Genomic DNA, 16,043 nt, shown 5'->3' with positions numbered 1-16,043 from the left:
CAAACCTTTCATATGTCATCGGATACCAGTAAAAGATATGCGCAAAGAGGTGTTTCAGCCTCCAAAGAAGATGTGCACAGCGCCATAAAGAATATTGATAAAGGACTATTCCCAAAAGCGTTCTGCAAAATTGTACCCGATTATTTAACAGGGAGCGAAGACCATTGTTTGGTGATGCACGCCGATGGTGCAGGTACCAAATCGTCTTTGGCGTATATGTACTGGAAAGAAACAGGTGATATTTCGGTTTGGAAAGGGATAGCGCAAGATGCACTTATCATGAACGTAGATGATTTGATCTGCGTGGGCGCCACCGATAATATTATGTTGTCCTCCACAATTGGGCGGAACAAAAATTTGATTCCCGGTGAAGTAATTTCGGCCATTATCAACGGTACAGAAGAATTGATTTCCGATTTGGACAAACATGGCATTACCATCCGTTCCACGGGGGGCGAAACTGCCGATGTGGGGGATTTAGTGCGGACCATTATCGTAGATTCCACAGTAACTGCGCGGATGGACCGAAAAAACGTCATCGACAATGCCAATATCAAGGCAGGCGATGTCATTGTAGGGTTGGCTTCTTTCGGACAGGCGAGTTACGAAACTGAATATAACGGAGGAATGGGCAGTAATGGCCTGACTTCCGCACGACATGACGTGTTTTCAAAATACCTCGCCGAAAAATACCCGGAAAGCTTTGATGCATCCGTTCCTGAAGAATTGGTGTATTCGGGCCATACAAAATTGACAGATGAGGTTCAAGGTGCACCCCTTGATGCAGGCAAATTAGTGTTGTCGCCTACACGGACATATGCTCCCATCATTAAAAAAATATTGGACCAATATTCTTCGAGTGAAATCCATGGCATGGTGCATTGCAGTGGTGGTGCCCAGACCAAGATTCTTCATTTTGTGGATAATCTGCACATTGTCAAAAATAACCTGTTCCCGATTCCACCTTTGTTCAAATTGATTCAAGAGCAATCAGGTACGGATTGGAAGGAAATGTACCAAGTCTTCAATTGTGGTCATCGAATGGAATTATATGTAGATGAGCAGGTTGCTGAAGATATCATTGCTATTTCCCAAAGTTTCAACGTAGATGCACAGATCATCGGGCGAGTGGAATCATCCGAAACCAAAAAACTGACCATCCAAAGCGAGTACGGTAAGTTTGAATACTAGCATACGATTTCTCTCGAAATAGCGTTTTAATATATAAACCTTAATGCTATGGAAAGAAAAGAGTTTCTCCGAAGTTTGGGAGCTGGTGCCGCATTTGCCCTTACATTTCCCTGTTTACAAGGGTGTTCCAAGGATGAAATTGACGGTAATCTGGTCGATGAACCTACAGGAGTCGATTTTACCATTGACCTTACTTCAGCCGAAGCATCGAATCTTTCTGAAAACGGAGGTTATATTTTAAAGGACTTAGTCGTTGTTGCCAGAAACCTACAAGGGGAATATGTGGCAGCAAGCCAAGTCTGTAGTCATCAATCTTATGATCAGGTGCGTTTTGTGGACCAGAGCGGCGGTATCTTTTATTGCGACGTACATGGTTCAAGGTTTGGTCAGGATGGAACCCCGCTAAATCAGGTGGATGGAACCCCGGCCAGAGCGCTGACAGTTTACAATACGGAACTCGATGGTTCCATTTTACGGGTTTATGAATAGTTTTTTGAATCCCAAATCGAATGAAAAAATTAATCTACATTCTACTATTCGCTTGCTGTGGTATGCTTCAGGCACAACAGTGGCAAGAAAGTTTTGATGATGCACTTACCAAAGCGTCTGCAGAGGACAAACCGATTGTTCTGGTTTTCTCAGGGTCGGATTGGTGCGCCCCGTGCATCCGTTTAAAGAAACATATTTTTGATAGTGATGAGTTCAAGGCTTATGCTTTGGAGCATTATGTAATGTACGATGCCGATTTTCCCAGAAAAAAACAGAACCAACTTCCCGAGGCTAAAATGAACCAGAACAAGGCATTGGCCGAAAAATACAATACCAAGGGATACTTTCCATTGGTGGTGGTAATGGACAAGGACCAACATATTTTGGGCACTACTGGCTTTGTGGCCAGGACCAGTCCGGAGAAATATATCAACACCTTAAATAAATTCCTGAAATGAAAACCCTATTTGCCTTGGCCTGCAGTCTTTGTTGCTTGCTGTCGTTCGGGCAGTTGGGGCAGACCGATGTTACCGTGCAAAAGACCCTTAAATTGATGGGTACGCGGTTCGAGATTACCGTGGTGGCACCTAATGAGGAAATTGGCTATATCAACATAGACGAAGCTGTCTCCGAAATTGAACGCATAGAACGGATTATTTCATCTTGGGACGAGAAGTCCGAAACTTCCCTGATCAACAAAAACGCAGGGATTCAACCGGTCAAGGTAAGCCAGGAGCTTTTTAACTTGATCGAGCGGTCCATCAAAATATCCGAAATAACCGATGGGGCATTTGATATCACGTATGCCTCCATGGACAATATCTGGAAGTTCGATGGTACGATGGACAAGGTTCCGACCGAAGCCGAAATCAAAAATTCAGTGTCAAAAGTGGGGTTTAAAAAAATTATACTTAACACCGATGATCAAACCGTTTATCTGTCCGAAAAGGGGATGCGAATTGGATTTGGCGCCATTGGCAAGGGTTATGCTGCCGATAAGGCCAAGGGCCTGCTCGTATCCAAAGATGTAAAAGGGGGAATCATAAATGCTTCTGGAGACCTAACCACTTGGGGTACCAAAGTAACGGGCGAAAAGTGGCTGGTGGGAATTGCCAACCCTCTAAGCAAGGGCAAGGTATTCAGTTGGTTGCCCGTTGTGGAATCCTCTGTGGCCACTTCGGGGAATTACGAAAAATACATTACGCTCAACGGTGTAAAATATTCTCACATTATAGACCCAAGGTCGGGCTATCCAACCAAGGGAGTCAACAGTGTTTCCATTTTTGCCAAACAAGCGGAACTATGCGATGCTTTGGCGACCGCGGTTTTTACCATGGGGCGCGATGTTGGTTTGCATATGATCAACCAAATTGATGGGGTAGAGGCCGTTGTGGTGGATTCCGAGAACAAAGTCCATCGGAGTTCGGGCATTATGTTCGACACGAATTAGTACATTTATATTATGGGAAAACCTATTGCTCTACTGTTCCTTTTGATTTTAGCCAGTTCTTGCTTGGTCGTTCGCGAGTACGATAAAGTGTATGTGAACGCTGAAGAAATGCAACTGAGCGCCAGACCGTGCGAGAGGTTCGAGACCAATTTTCATATTTATAGGGAGGCGTCCTCCGGTGCCAATGGTGGCAAAACAGGGGGCGGATGCGGATGTAATTGACCAGAAGATTCTAGCTTATAACCAACCTAAAACCCATGATGCAGTTATCCAGATCAGTAAAATCCGTTTTTGTGGCCCTTTTCTTTTTGATGACCTTCCAAGGTTGGTCGCAACAAGGGGACAACTCCTACCAGCGGAGGGTTTTGGAAGCCAGCGAAGTAGATTTACTTTTTAGTTATTACAATCAAGATGGACAAAATGCTGCCGTTACGGGAGGGGAGGGTACCGAAAAATTGACCGATGCCACCTCCAGCATCGTTTTGCGTATGCCCATGAACGAAGACGATATTTTAACGGTTGATGTTGGCCTTTCTGCATATACCTCGGCATCATCCAGTAATGTAAACCCTTTGGACGGTGGACTCAATGTTACCCCTTTTGATGCTTCTTCGGGAGAATCAAGAAAGGATATGTTGGTCTATATCAATCCCTCATATCAGCATAGTTCGGAAGACCGGAACACCATATGGAGCGCCAATGCCTATCTTTCATCGGAGTATGATTATTTCTCGATAGGATTTGGCGGTAGCCTTACCAAGTTGTTCAACGAGAAGAACACCGAAGTAACCCTTAGCGGTCGGGTATTTATGGATAAATGGAACTCACAATACCCCATTGAGCTGCGGGATGGTTTTTTTGATGACCGAATTACTGGGAACGGTACCTACAACCCGATTTTTACGGAGTTTGACAATGAGAACAGAAATTCGTATTCACTTTCCCTGAGTTTTTCACAGATTTTGACCCAGAAATTGCAAGGCGCGCTTTTTATGGATGTGGTTTCCCAGAACGGATTGTTGAGCACGCCCTTCCAGCGAGTCTACTTTTCTGATTTTGAGAATTTTTATATTGATAGCTTTCAGTTGGCCGACAATGTAGAGCAATTGCCCGATAGTCGTTTTAAACTACCTGTTGGTGGTCGTTTGAATTATTATTTGAACGATGTGGTGATTCTACGGTCGTATTATCGCTTTTATTGGGACGATTGGGGCATAAATTCCCATACGGCCAGTCTGGAAGCTCCTGTTAAACTATCCGATAAGTTTACCATATATCCTAGTTACCGCTATTACATACAGACCGCTACGGATTATTTTTATCCCAAGGAGCGAGCATTGTCAACTTATGAATTTTATACATCGGATTATGATTTGTCCGATTATGATGCCCATCAATATGGAATCGGTGTGCAGTACAAGGATATTTTCACCAGTGCTAGATTGCTCAATTTTGGTTTAAAGACCATCAATCTTCAATTTAGCCAATACGATCGTAGCGATGGCCTTAATGCCTTCATTGTAACCTTCGGTACTACTTTTGTTGGTAATTGACCTCATTTAGTTAGAAAAGAATCCCGCTAAAAAATCGTAAATTCGCATTCCTATTAGGAGGATTGATTTATGCTAGACAAACTCAACATTGTAAAACAGCGTTTTGATGAGGTTTCGGACCTGATCATACAGCCCGATATTATTGCGGACCAAAAAAGGTACGTAAAACTCAACAAGGAGTATAAGGATTTAAAGTTGCTGAGCGACAAAAGGGATGAATACATTACCCTTACCAATAACATCGAGGAGGCAGAGGAAATTATTTCGGATGGTAGTGATGCCGAGATGGTGGAAATGGCCAAAATGCAGTTGGACGAGGCCAAAAGTGCTTTGCCCAAACTGGAAGAGGAAATCAAGTTTCTTTTGATTCCCAAAGACCCGGAGGATGCCAAGAACGTGGTCATGGAAATCCGTGCAGGTACAGGTGGTGATGAGGCCAGTATCTTTGCTGGCGATTTGTTCCGTATGTATACCAAATATTGCGAATCCAAAGGTTGGAAGACCAACGTAATCGACTTGAGCGAGGGTACAAGCGGCGGCTACAAGGAGATTCACTTTGAAGTGAACGGAGAGGATGTTTATGGAACTCTAAAGTTTGAGGCAGGGGTGCACCGTGTGCAACGTGTGCCACAGACCGAAACACAAGGTAGGGTACACACCAGTGCCGCAACCGTAATGGTAATTCCCGAAGCGGAGGAATTTGATGTGCAGATAGACCCCAAAGATGTTCGGATAGATTATTTCTGTTCTTCCGGACCTGGTGGTCAGTCGGTTAACACCACATATTCAGCGGTTCGTCTAACCCATGAGCCTACCGGTATTGTGGCGCAATGTCAGGACGAAAAATCACAGCACAAGAACAAGGATAAGGCGTTTAAGGTACTCCGTGCTCGTTTGTACGATATGGAATTGGCCAAAAAGCAGGCAGAGGATGCCGCAAAGCGAAATTCACAGGTAAGCAGTGGTGACCGTTCGGCCAAAATACGCACCTACAATTATCCGCAAGGTAGGGTTACTGACCACAGAATTGGCTTGACCCTTTACGATTTACAGAACATCATTAACGGAGATGTCCAGAAAATCATCGATGAGTTGATGTTGGTGGAAAACACCGAAAAACTCAAAGAGGCATCGGAGATATTTTAATCTTTAGAATAGATTTTTCAGTACTATCGAGAACATAATCCAATGAAGATAGAAGATTTAATTGCTCAAATTCGCCAAAAAAAATCATTTCTCTGTGTTGGTCTCGACACCGATTTGGATAAAATCCCCAATCACCTTCTAAAAGAAGAAGACCCCATTTTTGCATTCAATAAGGCTATTATAGATGCTACACACCAGTACTGTGTGGCCTACAAGCCCAATATCGCTTTCTATGAAGCGTATGGTCTAAAGGGGTGGAAATCCTTGGAGCGAACCATGGAGTATCTAAATGAGAATTATCCTGAAATGTTTACCATTGCAGATGCGAAACGCGGTGATATTGGAAATACATCTACCAGATATGCAAAAGCGTTTTTCGAAACCATGGATTTTGATTCCATTACCATTGCCCCTTATATGGGCAAGGATTCGGTAGAACCTTTTCTGGAATTTGAAGATAGGCATACCATATTGTTGGCATTGACCTCTAATCAGGGAGCATATGATTTTCAGACCAAAACTTTGGATGGGCAGGAATTGTACAAAGAAGTATTGTCCGTTTCCAAAACCTATAAAGGTTCCGAGCGATTGATGTATGTGGTCGGCGCCACAAAGGCCTCTTATTTGGAGGATATTCGAAAAATAGTACCGGAGAGCTTTTTATTGGTACCTGGCGTGGGAACGCAGGGAGGTAGTTTGCAAGACGTATGCAAGTATGGAATCACCAAAAATGTAGGTTTATTGGTGAATTCTTCAAGAGGAATTATTTATGCATCAACGGGCAATGACTTTGCCGAAGTCGCTGCGAAAAAGGCATACGAAATCCAGCAAGAGATGCAAATTGAACTGAGTAAAATCAAATAGAGCATAGCAATGCCGATTATAGGCTCTCTAAAATCTTTTTAATACTCTGTGCCTTTCTTTTGAAAAACTCGTCCAATTGATTCTCTTTTGCGGCAACACTTGCTGCTTTTTCCATAAAATTTTGGTGCATCACCTCCAAAATGGAAGCTGCTTGGCTTAAACCTGTAATCGGTGTTACAGCCCCTACTTTACAATTTTGATTATTCATAGCTCTCAAGATTTGTTAATAACAAAGATACGTTCAAATCGTACTGGTGGACTACGTTAGAAAGGGTATACGTCTATAAATCAGGTAATTTATCTAAAATTTAACGTATGTCGCTATTTTTCGCGATTTCGCTAACAATAGTTTTGGATTATATTAACGTATCCTTGTGACGGTTGCAATTTGATTCAAAATAAGGTAACCTGATGATTATATCCGTTTAACTCTTAACTCAAAAGAAGGGCCGGGAATGATATCGATTACATTTGCTTGGATAGTACTTTGGTACAATTTCAGATTTTTCGGCTGAATGGAAATGTTTGGGATTATTGAGAAACAAAAAACCGGTGAGGTACACCGGTTTTTAAACTAACTAACTCAAAAAAATGCTAACTCAGATAACTTGTACAAAATTCAAGTTTAACCTCCAGATCAAGGTTAATTTAACTTTAGGAATTTGTTATAATTATACTTAATTATTGAGTTTATAACGTCTTCTTTTTTGAGTTATTGCGTTTTTGTCAAAAAATTATGATTAATCTTGAAGCGCAAACACTCTTTTTAACAAATCTGTTGTTCTGGACGAAACTTTTGTCCTAATTTCCTTTTCCTCTACCGCTATCATAGTATAAACTCCTTCCAATGCCTGGTTCGTAGTGTAATCGGTCAAATCTGGATTTACGTCGTTGGTCAAGGGCAAGCTGTTGTACTTGGTGATAATATTGCTCCAAATTTGGTCGGCCCCTACCTTTTGGAACGAATTTTTGATGACCGGATTGAATTTATTGTACAATTGTGTTTTGGTCGCTTGCTGCAAATATTGTGTCGCTGCGTTGTCGTTCCCCAGCAGAATTTGTTTGGCATCATTGAATGTAATCCCTTTAACTGCTTGAATAAAGATGGGGGTGGCTTCGCCCACGGCGTCCTCCGCTGCTCGATTGATAATTCGCAATCCTTCATCGGCCAAGCTTGCTAGACCAATATCCCGTAAGGTCTTGTCCACTTTTTGAAGCTCTTCGGGCAGCAATATTTTTACCAGCTCATTCCTATAGAATCCATTTTCAGTGGTAAGTTTGTTCACCTGCTTTTCAATGCCCATATTGAGGGCTTCGCGCAATCCTTGGGCTATTTGGTCGTTTCCGATACCTGTTGTTCCTTGGGGCAATTGGTTTACAACCTGCTGCAGCTCTGCACAGCCTACAAGTTGAAATACCAATACACATAACAATAATCTTTTCATGGTTAAATTTTTAGATGTTATGAAAATAGCTCGAATCGACCTAAAACTGATTTGTTTTGTCAATTTTTAGCTGAAATGACTTAAATCCATTCATTATCATATTCTTTTATTTGATGAATTAAGCGGATAATGTAATCGGTTTTTCGTTGACGAGGATTTCTAGAGGTTCGCCGGCATCAATATCAAAATTAGCCCCTTCTTGGGTTATGGTCACCTTTAAAATTCTATCCCTAAAATTAATTTTAAATGAATATTTTTCCCATTGTTCTGGGATTTTTGGGGCAAAGCAAAGTTTTCCATCTTTCACCCTCATACCTCCGAACCCTTCAACTATACTCATCCAAGTACCGGCCATCGACGTAATGTGCAATCCTTCTTCAACCTCCTTGTTGTAATCGTCTAAGTCCAATCTGGACGTACGCAAATAGAACGTATAGGCCTGCTCCATTCGGTTCAATTTAGCGGCCTGAACAGAGTGCACGCAAGGCGACAACGAAGATTCATGAACGGTAAACGGTTCATAAAAATCAAAATGCTTTTCCAATTCATCGACGGTAAAGTGGTCTTCAAAAAAATAGAATCCTTGTAAAGTGTCAGCTTGCTTTATATATGGCGAGCGCAAAATCCTATCCCAACTCCAATGTTGGTTAATGGGGCGTTCTTTTCTATCCAAATCGGCGACGCGAACCAAATCTTTGTCCAAGAAACCATCTTGTTGCAAATAAACCCCATGCTCTTCGGAGTAAGGGAGATACATATGGGCGGCCACTTTTTTCCAAAGCCCTGTCTCGTCGTTGGTCAGCTTGGTCTTTTCAATGATTCTTTTATAGTCGGCAGGGTGGTTCTGTTGCACATAATCCAATTGCTCCAGTGCATATTCTAAACACCATTTTGCGATGTAGTTGGTGTACCAGTTATTATGAACGTTATTTTCGTATTCGTTCGGGCCGGTTACACCTAGCATTACATATTTTTTTCTGTTTTCGGACCAGTTGACGCGCTGTTGCCAAAAACGGGCAATTCCGATTAAAACCTCCAACCCCATTTCAGGTACGTAGCTGTAATCTTCGGTATAGCGTGTGTAATTGTAAATGGCATACGCTATGGCACCATTTCTATGAATTTCCTCGAAGGTGATTTCCCATTCGTTGTGGCACTCCTCACCGTTCATGGTAACCATTGGATATAGGGCAGCTCCATTTTTAAAGCCTAGCTTTTCGGCATTCTCGATAGCTTTTTCCAAGTGATTGTATCGGTATTTGAGTAGCTTTCGAGCTACTTCCTGATTCTTGGTCGCCATATAGAATTGTAGACAATAGGCCTCGGTGTCCCAATAGGTGCTACCACCATATTTTTCGCCCGTAAAACCTTTTGGTCCAATGTTCAATCGAGAATCTGTTCCCGTGTAGGTCTGGTTCAGTTGAAAAATATTGAAACGTATGCCCTGTTGGGCCTTGATGTCGCCTTCAATAGCAATGTCGCTCATTTCCCAAATCTGGGCCCAAGCCTTTTTTTGTTCTTCCAATAGACCATCAAACCCAAGTGAAGATACTTCGTCCAAAACAATGTTGGCGGCTTCTGTCAATTTATCGGCTTCGTGATTTCTATCTACTGTATAACCACCATACTTTATCAAGCTGACCTTTTCTCCTTTTTTTACTTTCTGAGAAAATTCGAAGCCAATGGAGAGTTCTTCGCTGTTCTCGGAATCGGGAGACGATTTTAAGAGGTCTCCATATACCGTGTAAGCTTGCATGAAGGTGCATACCTTAAAATTGGTCTTCATGGTGTGCGACTCGATGAATGCCCTGTTTTTTTCTGATGTTACCTTTGTAGTGTTCCAAAACTTATCGTCCCAATTGCTGTCCTCATTGGTGATTCCGGCATCTATATAGGGTTTAAAAACAATTAAAGTATCAGAATTAATAGGGGTAATCTCAAATTTGATGGCTCCGACTTCATCATGTGATAAACTTAAGAATCGTGTGGTGACGACTTCAAGTTCTATATTGTTAGGGGTTGTAGCAACAAAGCTTCTTTGGTACCATCCCTCTTTCATATTGAGCTCACGCTTGAAATTTTTGATGTTGGAACAGGTGGCCAAATCCAAAGGTGTACCATTTATCTCAACATGGATACCAATCCAATTGGGAGCGTTCAATACTTTGGCAAAGTATTCAGGGTACCCATTTTTCCACCATCCTACGCGTGTTTTATCGGGGTAGTACACACCTCCGATATAGCTTCCTTGAAAGGTTGGACCTGAATAGGATTCTTCAAAATTGGCCCTTTGGCCCATGGCTCCGTTGCCTATACTGAACAGGCTTTCGGAGGACTTTACCCGTTCCCGGTCAAACCCTTCTTCGATAATGCTCCATGGATGTGGTTGTATATAGTCTTGATTCATTTACTAATGATTGGCGTTGTGTTTGTTTACTTTAAATCGTTGATTAGAAGATACGTAATCTTTGATTAAGAAAAAATAACGGTCTTATTGTTGTAGACCATGGTTTTCCGTGCTACGTGAAGTTGAACGGCCCGGGAAAGTACAATACGTTCCAAATCCCTGCCTTTGGCAATAAAATCTTTTACGGCGTGGGTGTGCGAAACCGTGGTCACGTCTTGCTCTATAATTGGTCCGGCATCCAAATCTTCCGTAACATAATGGCTTGTGGCACCTATAATTTTTACTCCTCTCTCAAAAGCGGCATGATAAGGTTTTGCTCCTGCAAAGGCCGGCAAGAAAGAATGGTGAATATTAATGATTTTTTGCGGAAAAACATCAATCACCTTTGGTGATACAATCTGCATATATCTGGCCAAAACAATAAAATCCACCTCATATTGCTCCAAAAGTTCCAGTTGCTTGTCCTCTGCTTTCTCCTTGGTTGCTTTTGTCACGGGAACATGAAAGTAAGGGATATCGAACTGTTCAGCTACATATTCCAAGTCGGTATGGTTGCTCAAAATAAAAGGGATGTCCACCGAAAGTTCGCCAGAGTTGTATCGGCTCAGCAAATCATACAAACAATGGTTGTATTTGGAAACGAAAATGGCCATCTTAGGTTTGTAAACGTCGGTATAGGCATCCCATTCCATGTGAAACTTCTCAGCCAATTCCTGTCCAAAGTCCTTCTTAAACTTAGAAAGGTCCAATTCTTCCTCAAACTCACTCTTTAAACGCATAAAAAAGACGCCCGCCTGTTTGTCCACATGCTGGTCCAAATAGACCACATTTCCTTTTTGTTGATGGATAAAAGTGGTAACCGAGCGTATGATTCCCGATTGATCGGGACAGTTGATAAGAATGGTCAGTTTCATTAAATACATTTAGGTGGATAAAATTATGGTATTCAAAAAAGGAAGCCCAAAGATTTAATATTTTTTATACAATCTTAATCAAAATCATTTTTCAATTGCATTTTCTGTAAATTGCAGAGCAAAATAAGACCCTTTATTGCAGATGGAACAAATTAAACCCTACACCCCTAAACATAAAATTAGAATTGTAACCGCAGCTTCCCTGTTCGATGGGCACGATGCGGCCATCAATATTATGAGGAGAATTATCCAAGCTACTGGGGTAGAGGTGATTCATTTGGGACATGATAGGAGTGTGGCCGAGGTGGTTGATTGTGCCATTCAAGAGGATGCCAATGCCATTGCAATGACTTCCTATCAAGGAGGGCACAACGAATACTTCCGTTACATGTTCGATTTGTTGAAGGAAAGGGGGGCTGGTCACATTAAAATATTTGGCGGTGGCGGAGGTGTCATCCTTCCAGAAGAGATCAAGGAACTGATGGATTATGGCATTGAACGAATTTATTCCCCAGATGATGGTCGGGAAATGGGGCTTCAGGGTATGATCAATGATTTAGTGGAGCGATGCGATACGGCCGTACCGGATTTGAATATTTCCAAAGGAAAAACCTTGGAGAACCAGTTGGAAGAGAAGCATCCGAACACTTTGGCCCGTTTGATTTCTTTGGCAGAGAACCGTCATGAAGAATTTGAGAAATATCAGTCTGTAATTGAAAAAACAGAAAGCAATGTTCCTGTTTTGGGAATTACTGGAACAGGCGGAGCGGGTAAATCCAGTTTGGTTGATGAGTTGGTGCGTCGATTTTTGATGGATTTCCCGGATAAACATATCGGTATTGTTTCTGTAGATCCTTCCAAGCGAAAAACAGGAGGTGCCCTTTTGGGGGATAGAATCCGAATGAATGCCATCAACAGTGATCGGGTGTATATGCGCTCCTTGGCCACACGTCAATCCAATTTGGCGTTGTCCAAACATGTTTCAGAGGCGGTTCAAGTGCTGAAAGCAGCAAAATACGACCTGATTATTTTGGAAACCTCTGGAATTGGTCAATCCGACACCGAAATATTGGAGCATAGCGATGTTTCGCTCTATGTGATGACGCCCGAATTTGGTGCCGCAACGCAACTGGAAAAAATCGATATGTTGGACTTCGCTGATATTGTGGCCATCAATAAGTTTGACAAACGTGGGGCTTTGGATGCTATTCGCGATGTCAAAAAGCAATACGCCCGTAACCACGGATTATGGCATGCAAATGAAGATGAGCTTCCCATTTTTGGGACCATTGCTTCTCAGTTCAACGATCCCGGGATGAACAGTCTCTATAAAAAGGTGATGGATGCCTTGGTGGAGAAAGCAGGTTCCACTCTGAATTCAACCATCAAGATTACGCAAGAAATGGCGGAAAAAATCTATGTGATCCCGCCAGCAAGAACCCGATACCTTTCAGAAATAGCAGAAAACAATAGAAGTTATGATGTTAAGGCAAAGGAAGAAGCCAAAATAGCCCAGAAGCTGTATGGTGTCTTTTTAACGCTGACATCGGCCATGGAAATGGAACAGGAACAGGCCGAAACAATGTTTTTGGATAAAGCTGGTTTGAATGAAGAGGAAATCGGGAAGCATATCAAAAATGAAGAATCTAAAGCTTTGGTAAATCTCCTCATCAAAGAGTTTGACCGAGTCAAGATGCATTTGAATCCCCATAATTGGGAGGCAATTTTAAAATGGAAGGAAAAGGTTGCCCGTTACAAATCGGAAATCTACTCCTTCAAAGTACGGGACAGGGAAGTCAATATTAAAACGCATACCGAATCATTATCGCACAGTCAAATACCAAAGGTATCTTTGCCCAAATACGAAGCTTGGGGCGATATTTTGCAATGGCTCTTGCAAGAGAATGTACCAGGTGAATTTCCCTACACAGCTGGATTATATCCGTTCAAAAGGGAAGGGGAGGACCCGACCCGAATGTTTGCAGGTGAAGGAGGGCCGGAGCGAACGAACCGCCGATTCCATTATGTGAGTATGGATATGCCCGCCAAACGCTTGTCTACCGCTTTTGATTCGGTGACCTTGTACGGGAACGACCCGGACCACCGACCTGATATCTATGGGAAAATTGGAAACGCTGGGGTGTCCATCTGCTGTTTGGACGATGCCAAAAAACTCTATTCGGGGTTCGACCTGAGCAGCCCAATGACTTCGGTAAGTATGACCATTAATGGTCCCGCACCGATGCTGTTAGCCTTTTTTATGAATGCTGCCATTGACCAAAATTGCGAGAAGTATATCAAAGAAAATGGTTTGGAAAAAGAGGTCGCGGACAAAATCAAAACCATTTTTAAGGAGAAAGGGATGGCACAGCCCACGTATTATGGTGAACTTCCCGAAGGGAACAATGGTCTCGGCTTGATGCTCTTGGGAATAACAGGCGACCAAGTGCTTCCCGAAAATGTATATCAGGAAATAAAGGTAAAGACGTTGAACCAAGTTCGCGGTACGGTACAAGCCGATATTTTAAAAGAGGACCAAGCGCAGAACACCTGTATTTTTTCTACCGAGTTTGCCTTGCGGTTGATGGGGGACGTGCAGGAATATTTTATTGAGCAACAAGTACGTAATTTCTACTCGGTTTCCATATCTGGCTACCATATTGCCGAGGCGGGTGCCAACCCTATAACACAGTTGGCCTTTACGCTTTCCAACGGTTTTACCTATGTGGAATACTACTTGAGCCGCGGAATGGACATCAACAAGTTTGGTCCCAACCTTTCGTTTTTCTTTTCCAACGGAGTGGATCCCGAATATGCGGTAATCGGTCGTGTAGCTCGACGGATATGGTCCAAAGCCTTAAAAGAAAAATATGGGGCCAACCCGAGGGCACAAATGCTGAAATATCATATCCAGACTTCTGGAAGAAGCTTGCACGCACAAGAAATCGATTTTAACGATATCCGTACTACGCTTCAGGCATTGTACGCCATTTATGACAATTGTAACTCCTTGCATACCAACGCGTATGATGAGGCAATAACCACGCCGACCGAGGAATCCGTCCGCAGGGCGATGGCGATACAATTGATTATCAACAAAGAATTGGGTCTGGCTAAAAATGAAAATCCAATTCAGGGTTCCTTCATTATTGAAGAGTTGACGGATTTGGTAGAGGAGGCCGTTTTACTGGAGTTTGATAGAATCACGGAACGAGGTGGCGTATTAGGTGCTATGGAAACGATGTACCAACGCTCCAAAATCCAAGAGGAAAGTCTTCATTATGAAACATTGAAACACTCTGGGGAATATCCGATTATTGGTGTGAATACATTTTTGAGTTCCAAAGGTTCTCCAACGATTTTGCCTGCTGAGGTGATTCGTGCCACCGAAACCGAAAAAGAAAATCAGATTAAGACTTTACAAAATCTTCACAAAAGTGAAGCTACAGAAGCTGAGAAGCAATTGAGTGAATTGCAGGAGGTTGCCATCAACAATGAAAACATTTTTGAAAAATTGATGGAAGCCACAAAATATTGTTCGTTGGGTCAGATTACCGAAGCATTGTTCCAAGTAGGAGGACAGTACCGAAGAAATATGTAGGGAAATTTAGTCGTTTTTGTTGATCAAAGACTTTCTCCATTTTTTAAAAGAAACACGGAAAATTCGGATTTCTTTTCTAAGAAGATTGAGGTATTCCTTTTCCTTTACTCCATCACGCTCAAGGCCATTACAATATGCAAGAATATTGCGGGTCATAATATTTACGTAAGAAAGGCTTCTCATGCGCACAGATGGACAATTGCTCAATGCAGCCTGTTCCAGTTCTTTGGTAATCAAGTCGGCATCGGCTAAAAGGGATTGAGAGATATCGTCTCTGAACGAATCGATTTTTCGTAGGGAAAGAATCTCCCTATTTTGGGCAAAATAAGCTGCGACCGCCTCGGTCATGTCGCGAAGGGCCAAAGATCTACGGTATACACCAAGGGAGTTAAGAGAATTCCTCTCCATGTTTTTCTAGCAATTTTGAATCATAAAATTACGGACGAATCAAATTTTTTTACTTTTGTTACGAAAGCTATAATTCGATTTTACTTTCGAAAACAAAAAAATAGAAGTAAATTTCTTTCTATATGAAGATAGATGACTTGAATTGGCAAATTTTGAATCATTTGCAGCAAAATGCACGGGAATCTTTTGCGAATATTGGGAGAAAGATTGGACTGACTCCACCAGCGGTTGCTGAACGCGTAAAGAAAATGGAGGACCTTGGCATAATTGAAAGTTACCGTGCCAACATTTCCTATGTAGAGGCCGGATATCAGTTGAAGGCGATAATCATGTTGCGTGCCTTTATGGGTAAGTTGAAGCCTTTTCTGGACAAGGTGAAAACATTTCAGGAGGTAGAAAATTGCTACCGTATCACTGGTAATGAGAACATTATTATGGAGGTGGTGCTCCGTGATCAATCCCACCTGGAAAAATTTATCGACGAGCTCATTGTATACGGAGAATGTAGAACTCACATTGTGTTGTCCAACGTAGTAGCCAATTCCCCCATTAAAAAAAGTAAACTAGGTAAATAG

General features: G+C 42.2%; 15 protein-coding genes. 10 read left to right on the top strand and 5 right to left on the bottom strand.

Going from position 1 to position 16,043, the window contains the following annotated elements; translation table 11 throughout:
* The first annotated feature begins 12 nt into the window (after positions 1-12).
* From GUA46_RS11520 to pyrF, 8 genes are all read left to right on the top strand, one after another.
* A complete protein-coding gene (locus GUA46_RS11520; protein WP_176620606.1) occupies positions 13-1,191 on the top strand; it encodes an AIR synthase related protein in 1,179 nt (392 codons plus the stop codon).
* 48 nt (positions 1,192-1,239) lie between these two features.
* Positions 1,240-1,680, top strand: a complete 441-nt coding sequence (locus tag GUA46_RS11515) for a QcrA and Rieske domain-containing protein (protein ID WP_176620605.1) — start codon at positions 1,240-1,242, stop codon at positions 1,678-1,680.
* Between the two features lie 20 nt (positions 1,681-1,700).
* Positions 1,701-2,138: a thioredoxin family protein gene (locus tag GUA46_RS11510; RefSeq protein WP_176620604.1), complete on the top strand. Its 438-nt coding sequence runs from the start codon at positions 1,701-1,703 to the stop codon at positions 2,136-2,138.
* Positions 2,135-3,130, top strand: coding sequence for an FAD:protein FMN transferase (locus tag GUA46_RS11505; protein WP_176620603.1), 996 nt, complete (start codon positions 2,135-2,137; stop codon positions 3,128-3,130). The genes GUA46_RS11510 and GUA46_RS11505 overlap by 4 nt, the downstream gene beginning before the upstream one ends.
* Positions 3,131-3,142: 12 nt before the next feature.
* Positions 3,143-3,352 (top strand): DUF4266 domain-containing protein, encoded by a 210-nt coding sequence (locus GUA46_RS11500; RefSeq protein WP_176620602.1) that lies wholly within the window; start codon positions 3,143-3,145, stop codon positions 3,350-3,352.
* A 35-nt stretch (positions 3,353-3,387) separates the two neighbouring features.
* Positions 3,388-4,683 carry a DUF3570 domain-containing protein gene (locus GUA46_RS11495; protein WP_176620601.1) on the top strand — a complete coding sequence of 432 codons (1,296 nt, stop codon included), beginning with the start codon at positions 3,388-3,390 and terminating at the stop codon, positions 4,681-4,683.
* Between the two features lie 69 nt (positions 4,684-4,752).
* Entirely contained in the window at positions 4,753-5,829 is a 1,077-nt protein-coding gene (gene prfA, locus GUA46_RS11490; RefSeq protein WP_108246485.1) for a peptide chain release factor 1, read from the top strand.
* Positions 5,830-5,871: 42 nt separating this feature from the next.
* Complete coding sequence (pyrF, locus tag GUA46_RS11485) at positions 5,872-6,693, top strand: orotidine-5'-phosphate decarboxylase (RefSeq protein WP_176620600.1); 822 nt, start codon at positions 5,872-5,874, stop codon at positions 6,691-6,693.
* Between the two features lie 16 nt (positions 6,694-6,709).
* Here the strand turns inward: pyrF and GUA46_RS11480 are convergent, their stop codons facing one another.
* The 4 genes from GUA46_RS11480 to purU form a co-directional block, all read right to left on the bottom strand.
* Entirely contained in the window at positions 6,710-6,901 is a 192-nt protein-coding gene (locus tag GUA46_RS11480; RefSeq protein ID WP_108246487.1) for a hypothetical protein, read from the bottom strand.
* Positions 6,902-7,433: 532 nt separating this feature from the next.
* The gene (locus GUA46_RS11475; protein ID WP_176620599.1) at positions 7,434-8,138 is read right to left on the bottom strand and encodes a DUF4197 domain-containing protein; all 705 of its coding nucleotides are present in this window, start codon (positions 8,136-8,138) and stop codon (positions 7,434-7,436) included.
* Between the two features lie 118 nt (positions 8,139-8,256).
* Entirely contained in the window at positions 8,257-10,545 is a 2,289-nt protein-coding gene (locus tag GUA46_RS11470) for a glycoside hydrolase family 65 protein (RefSeq protein ID WP_176620598.1), read from the bottom strand.
* Positions 10,546-10,610: 65 nt separating this feature from the next.
* Entirely contained in the window at positions 10,611-11,459 is an 849-nt protein-coding gene (purU, locus tag GUA46_RS11465; protein WP_176620597.1) for a formyltetrahydrofolate deformylase, read from the bottom strand.
* Between the two features lie 142 nt (positions 11,460-11,601).
* Between purU and GUA46_RS11460 the strand changes: the two genes are divergently transcribed.
* The gene (locus GUA46_RS11460) at positions 11,602-15,060 is read left to right on the top strand and encodes a methylmalonyl-CoA mutase family protein (RefSeq protein ID WP_176620596.1); all 3,459 of its coding nucleotides are present in this window, start codon (positions 11,602-11,604) and stop codon (positions 15,058-15,060) included.
* Between the two features lie 6 nt (positions 15,061-15,066).
* Here the strand turns inward: GUA46_RS11460 and GUA46_RS11455 are convergent, their stop codons facing one another.
* Positions 15,067-15,468, bottom strand: coding sequence for a hypothetical protein (locus GUA46_RS11455; protein WP_176620595.1), 402 nt, complete (start codon positions 15,466-15,468; stop codon positions 15,067-15,069).
* 122 nt (positions 15,469-15,590) lie between these two features.
* Between GUA46_RS11455 and GUA46_RS11450 the strand changes: the two genes are divergently transcribed.
* Positions 15,591-16,043, top strand: coding sequence for an Lrp/AsnC family transcriptional regulator (locus GUA46_RS11450; protein WP_108246493.1), 453 nt, complete (start codon positions 15,591-15,593; stop codon positions 16,041-16,043).

Origin of the sequence: Flagellimonas chongwuensis, assembly GCF_013376415.1 — a bacterium.
In the GTDB taxonomy this organism is placed as follows: domain Bacteria; phylum Bacteroidota; class Bacteroidia; order Flavobacteriales; family Flavobacteriaceae; genus Flagellimonas; species Flagellimonas chongwuensis.
The sequence above is the reverse complement of the archived record's forward strand: the minus strand, read 5'-3'. Positions and strand labels throughout refer to the sequence as shown.

Coding starts and splice junctions, on each gene's coding strand:
- pyrF (WP_176620600.1), top strand. CDS start 5,872: ATGAAGATAGAAGATTTAATTGCTCAAATTCGCCAAAAAAAATCATTT.
- GUA46_RS11475 (WP_176620599.1), bottom strand. CDS start 8,138: ATGAAAAGATTATTGTTATGTGTATTGGTATTTCAACTTGTAGGCTGT.
- purU (WP_176620597.1), bottom strand. CDS start 11,459: ATGAAACTGACCATTCTTATCAACTGTCCCGATCAATCGGGAATCATA.
- GUA46_RS11480 (WP_108246487.1), bottom strand. CDS start 6,901: ATGAATAATCAAAATTGTAAAGTAGGGGCTGTAACACCGATTACAGGT.
- GUA46_RS11500 (WP_176620602.1), top strand. CDS start 3,143: ATGGGAAAACCTATTGCTCTACTGTTCCTTTTGATTTTAGCCAGTTCT.
- GUA46_RS11505 (WP_176620603.1), top strand. CDS start 2,135: ATGAAAACCCTATTTGCCTTGGCCTGCAGTCTTTGTTGCTTGCTGTCG.
- GUA46_RS11515 (WP_176620605.1), top strand. CDS start 1,240: ATGGAAAGAAAAGAGTTTCTCCGAAGTTTGGGAGCTGGTGCCGCATTT.
- GUA46_RS11510 (WP_176620604.1), top strand. CDS start 1,701: ATGAAAAAATTAATCTACATTCTACTATTCGCTTGCTGTGGTATGCTT.
- GUA46_RS11455 (WP_176620595.1), bottom strand. CDS start 15,468: ATGGAGAGGAATTCTCTTAACTCCCTTGGTGTATACCGTAGATCTTTG.
- GUA46_RS11470 (WP_176620598.1), bottom strand. CDS start 10,545: ATGAATCAAGACTATATACAACCACATCCATGGAGCATTATCGAAGAA.
- GUA46_RS11520 (WP_176620606.1), top strand. CDS start 13: ATGTCATCGGATACCAGTAAAAGATATGCGCAAAGAGGTGTTTCAGCC.
- prfA (WP_108246485.1), top strand. CDS start 4,753: ATGCTAGACAAACTCAACATTGTAAAACAGCGTTTTGATGAGGTTTCG.
- GUA46_RS11450 (WP_108246493.1), top strand. CDS start 15,591: ATGAAGATAGATGACTTGAATTGGCAAATTTTGAATCATTTGCAGCAA.
- GUA46_RS11495 (WP_176620601.1), top strand. CDS start 3,388: ATGATGCAGTTATCCAGATCAGTAAAATCCGTTTTTGTGGCCCTTTTC.
- GUA46_RS11460 (WP_176620596.1), top strand. CDS start 11,602: ATGGAACAAATTAAACCCTACACCCCTAAACATAAAATTAGAATTGTA.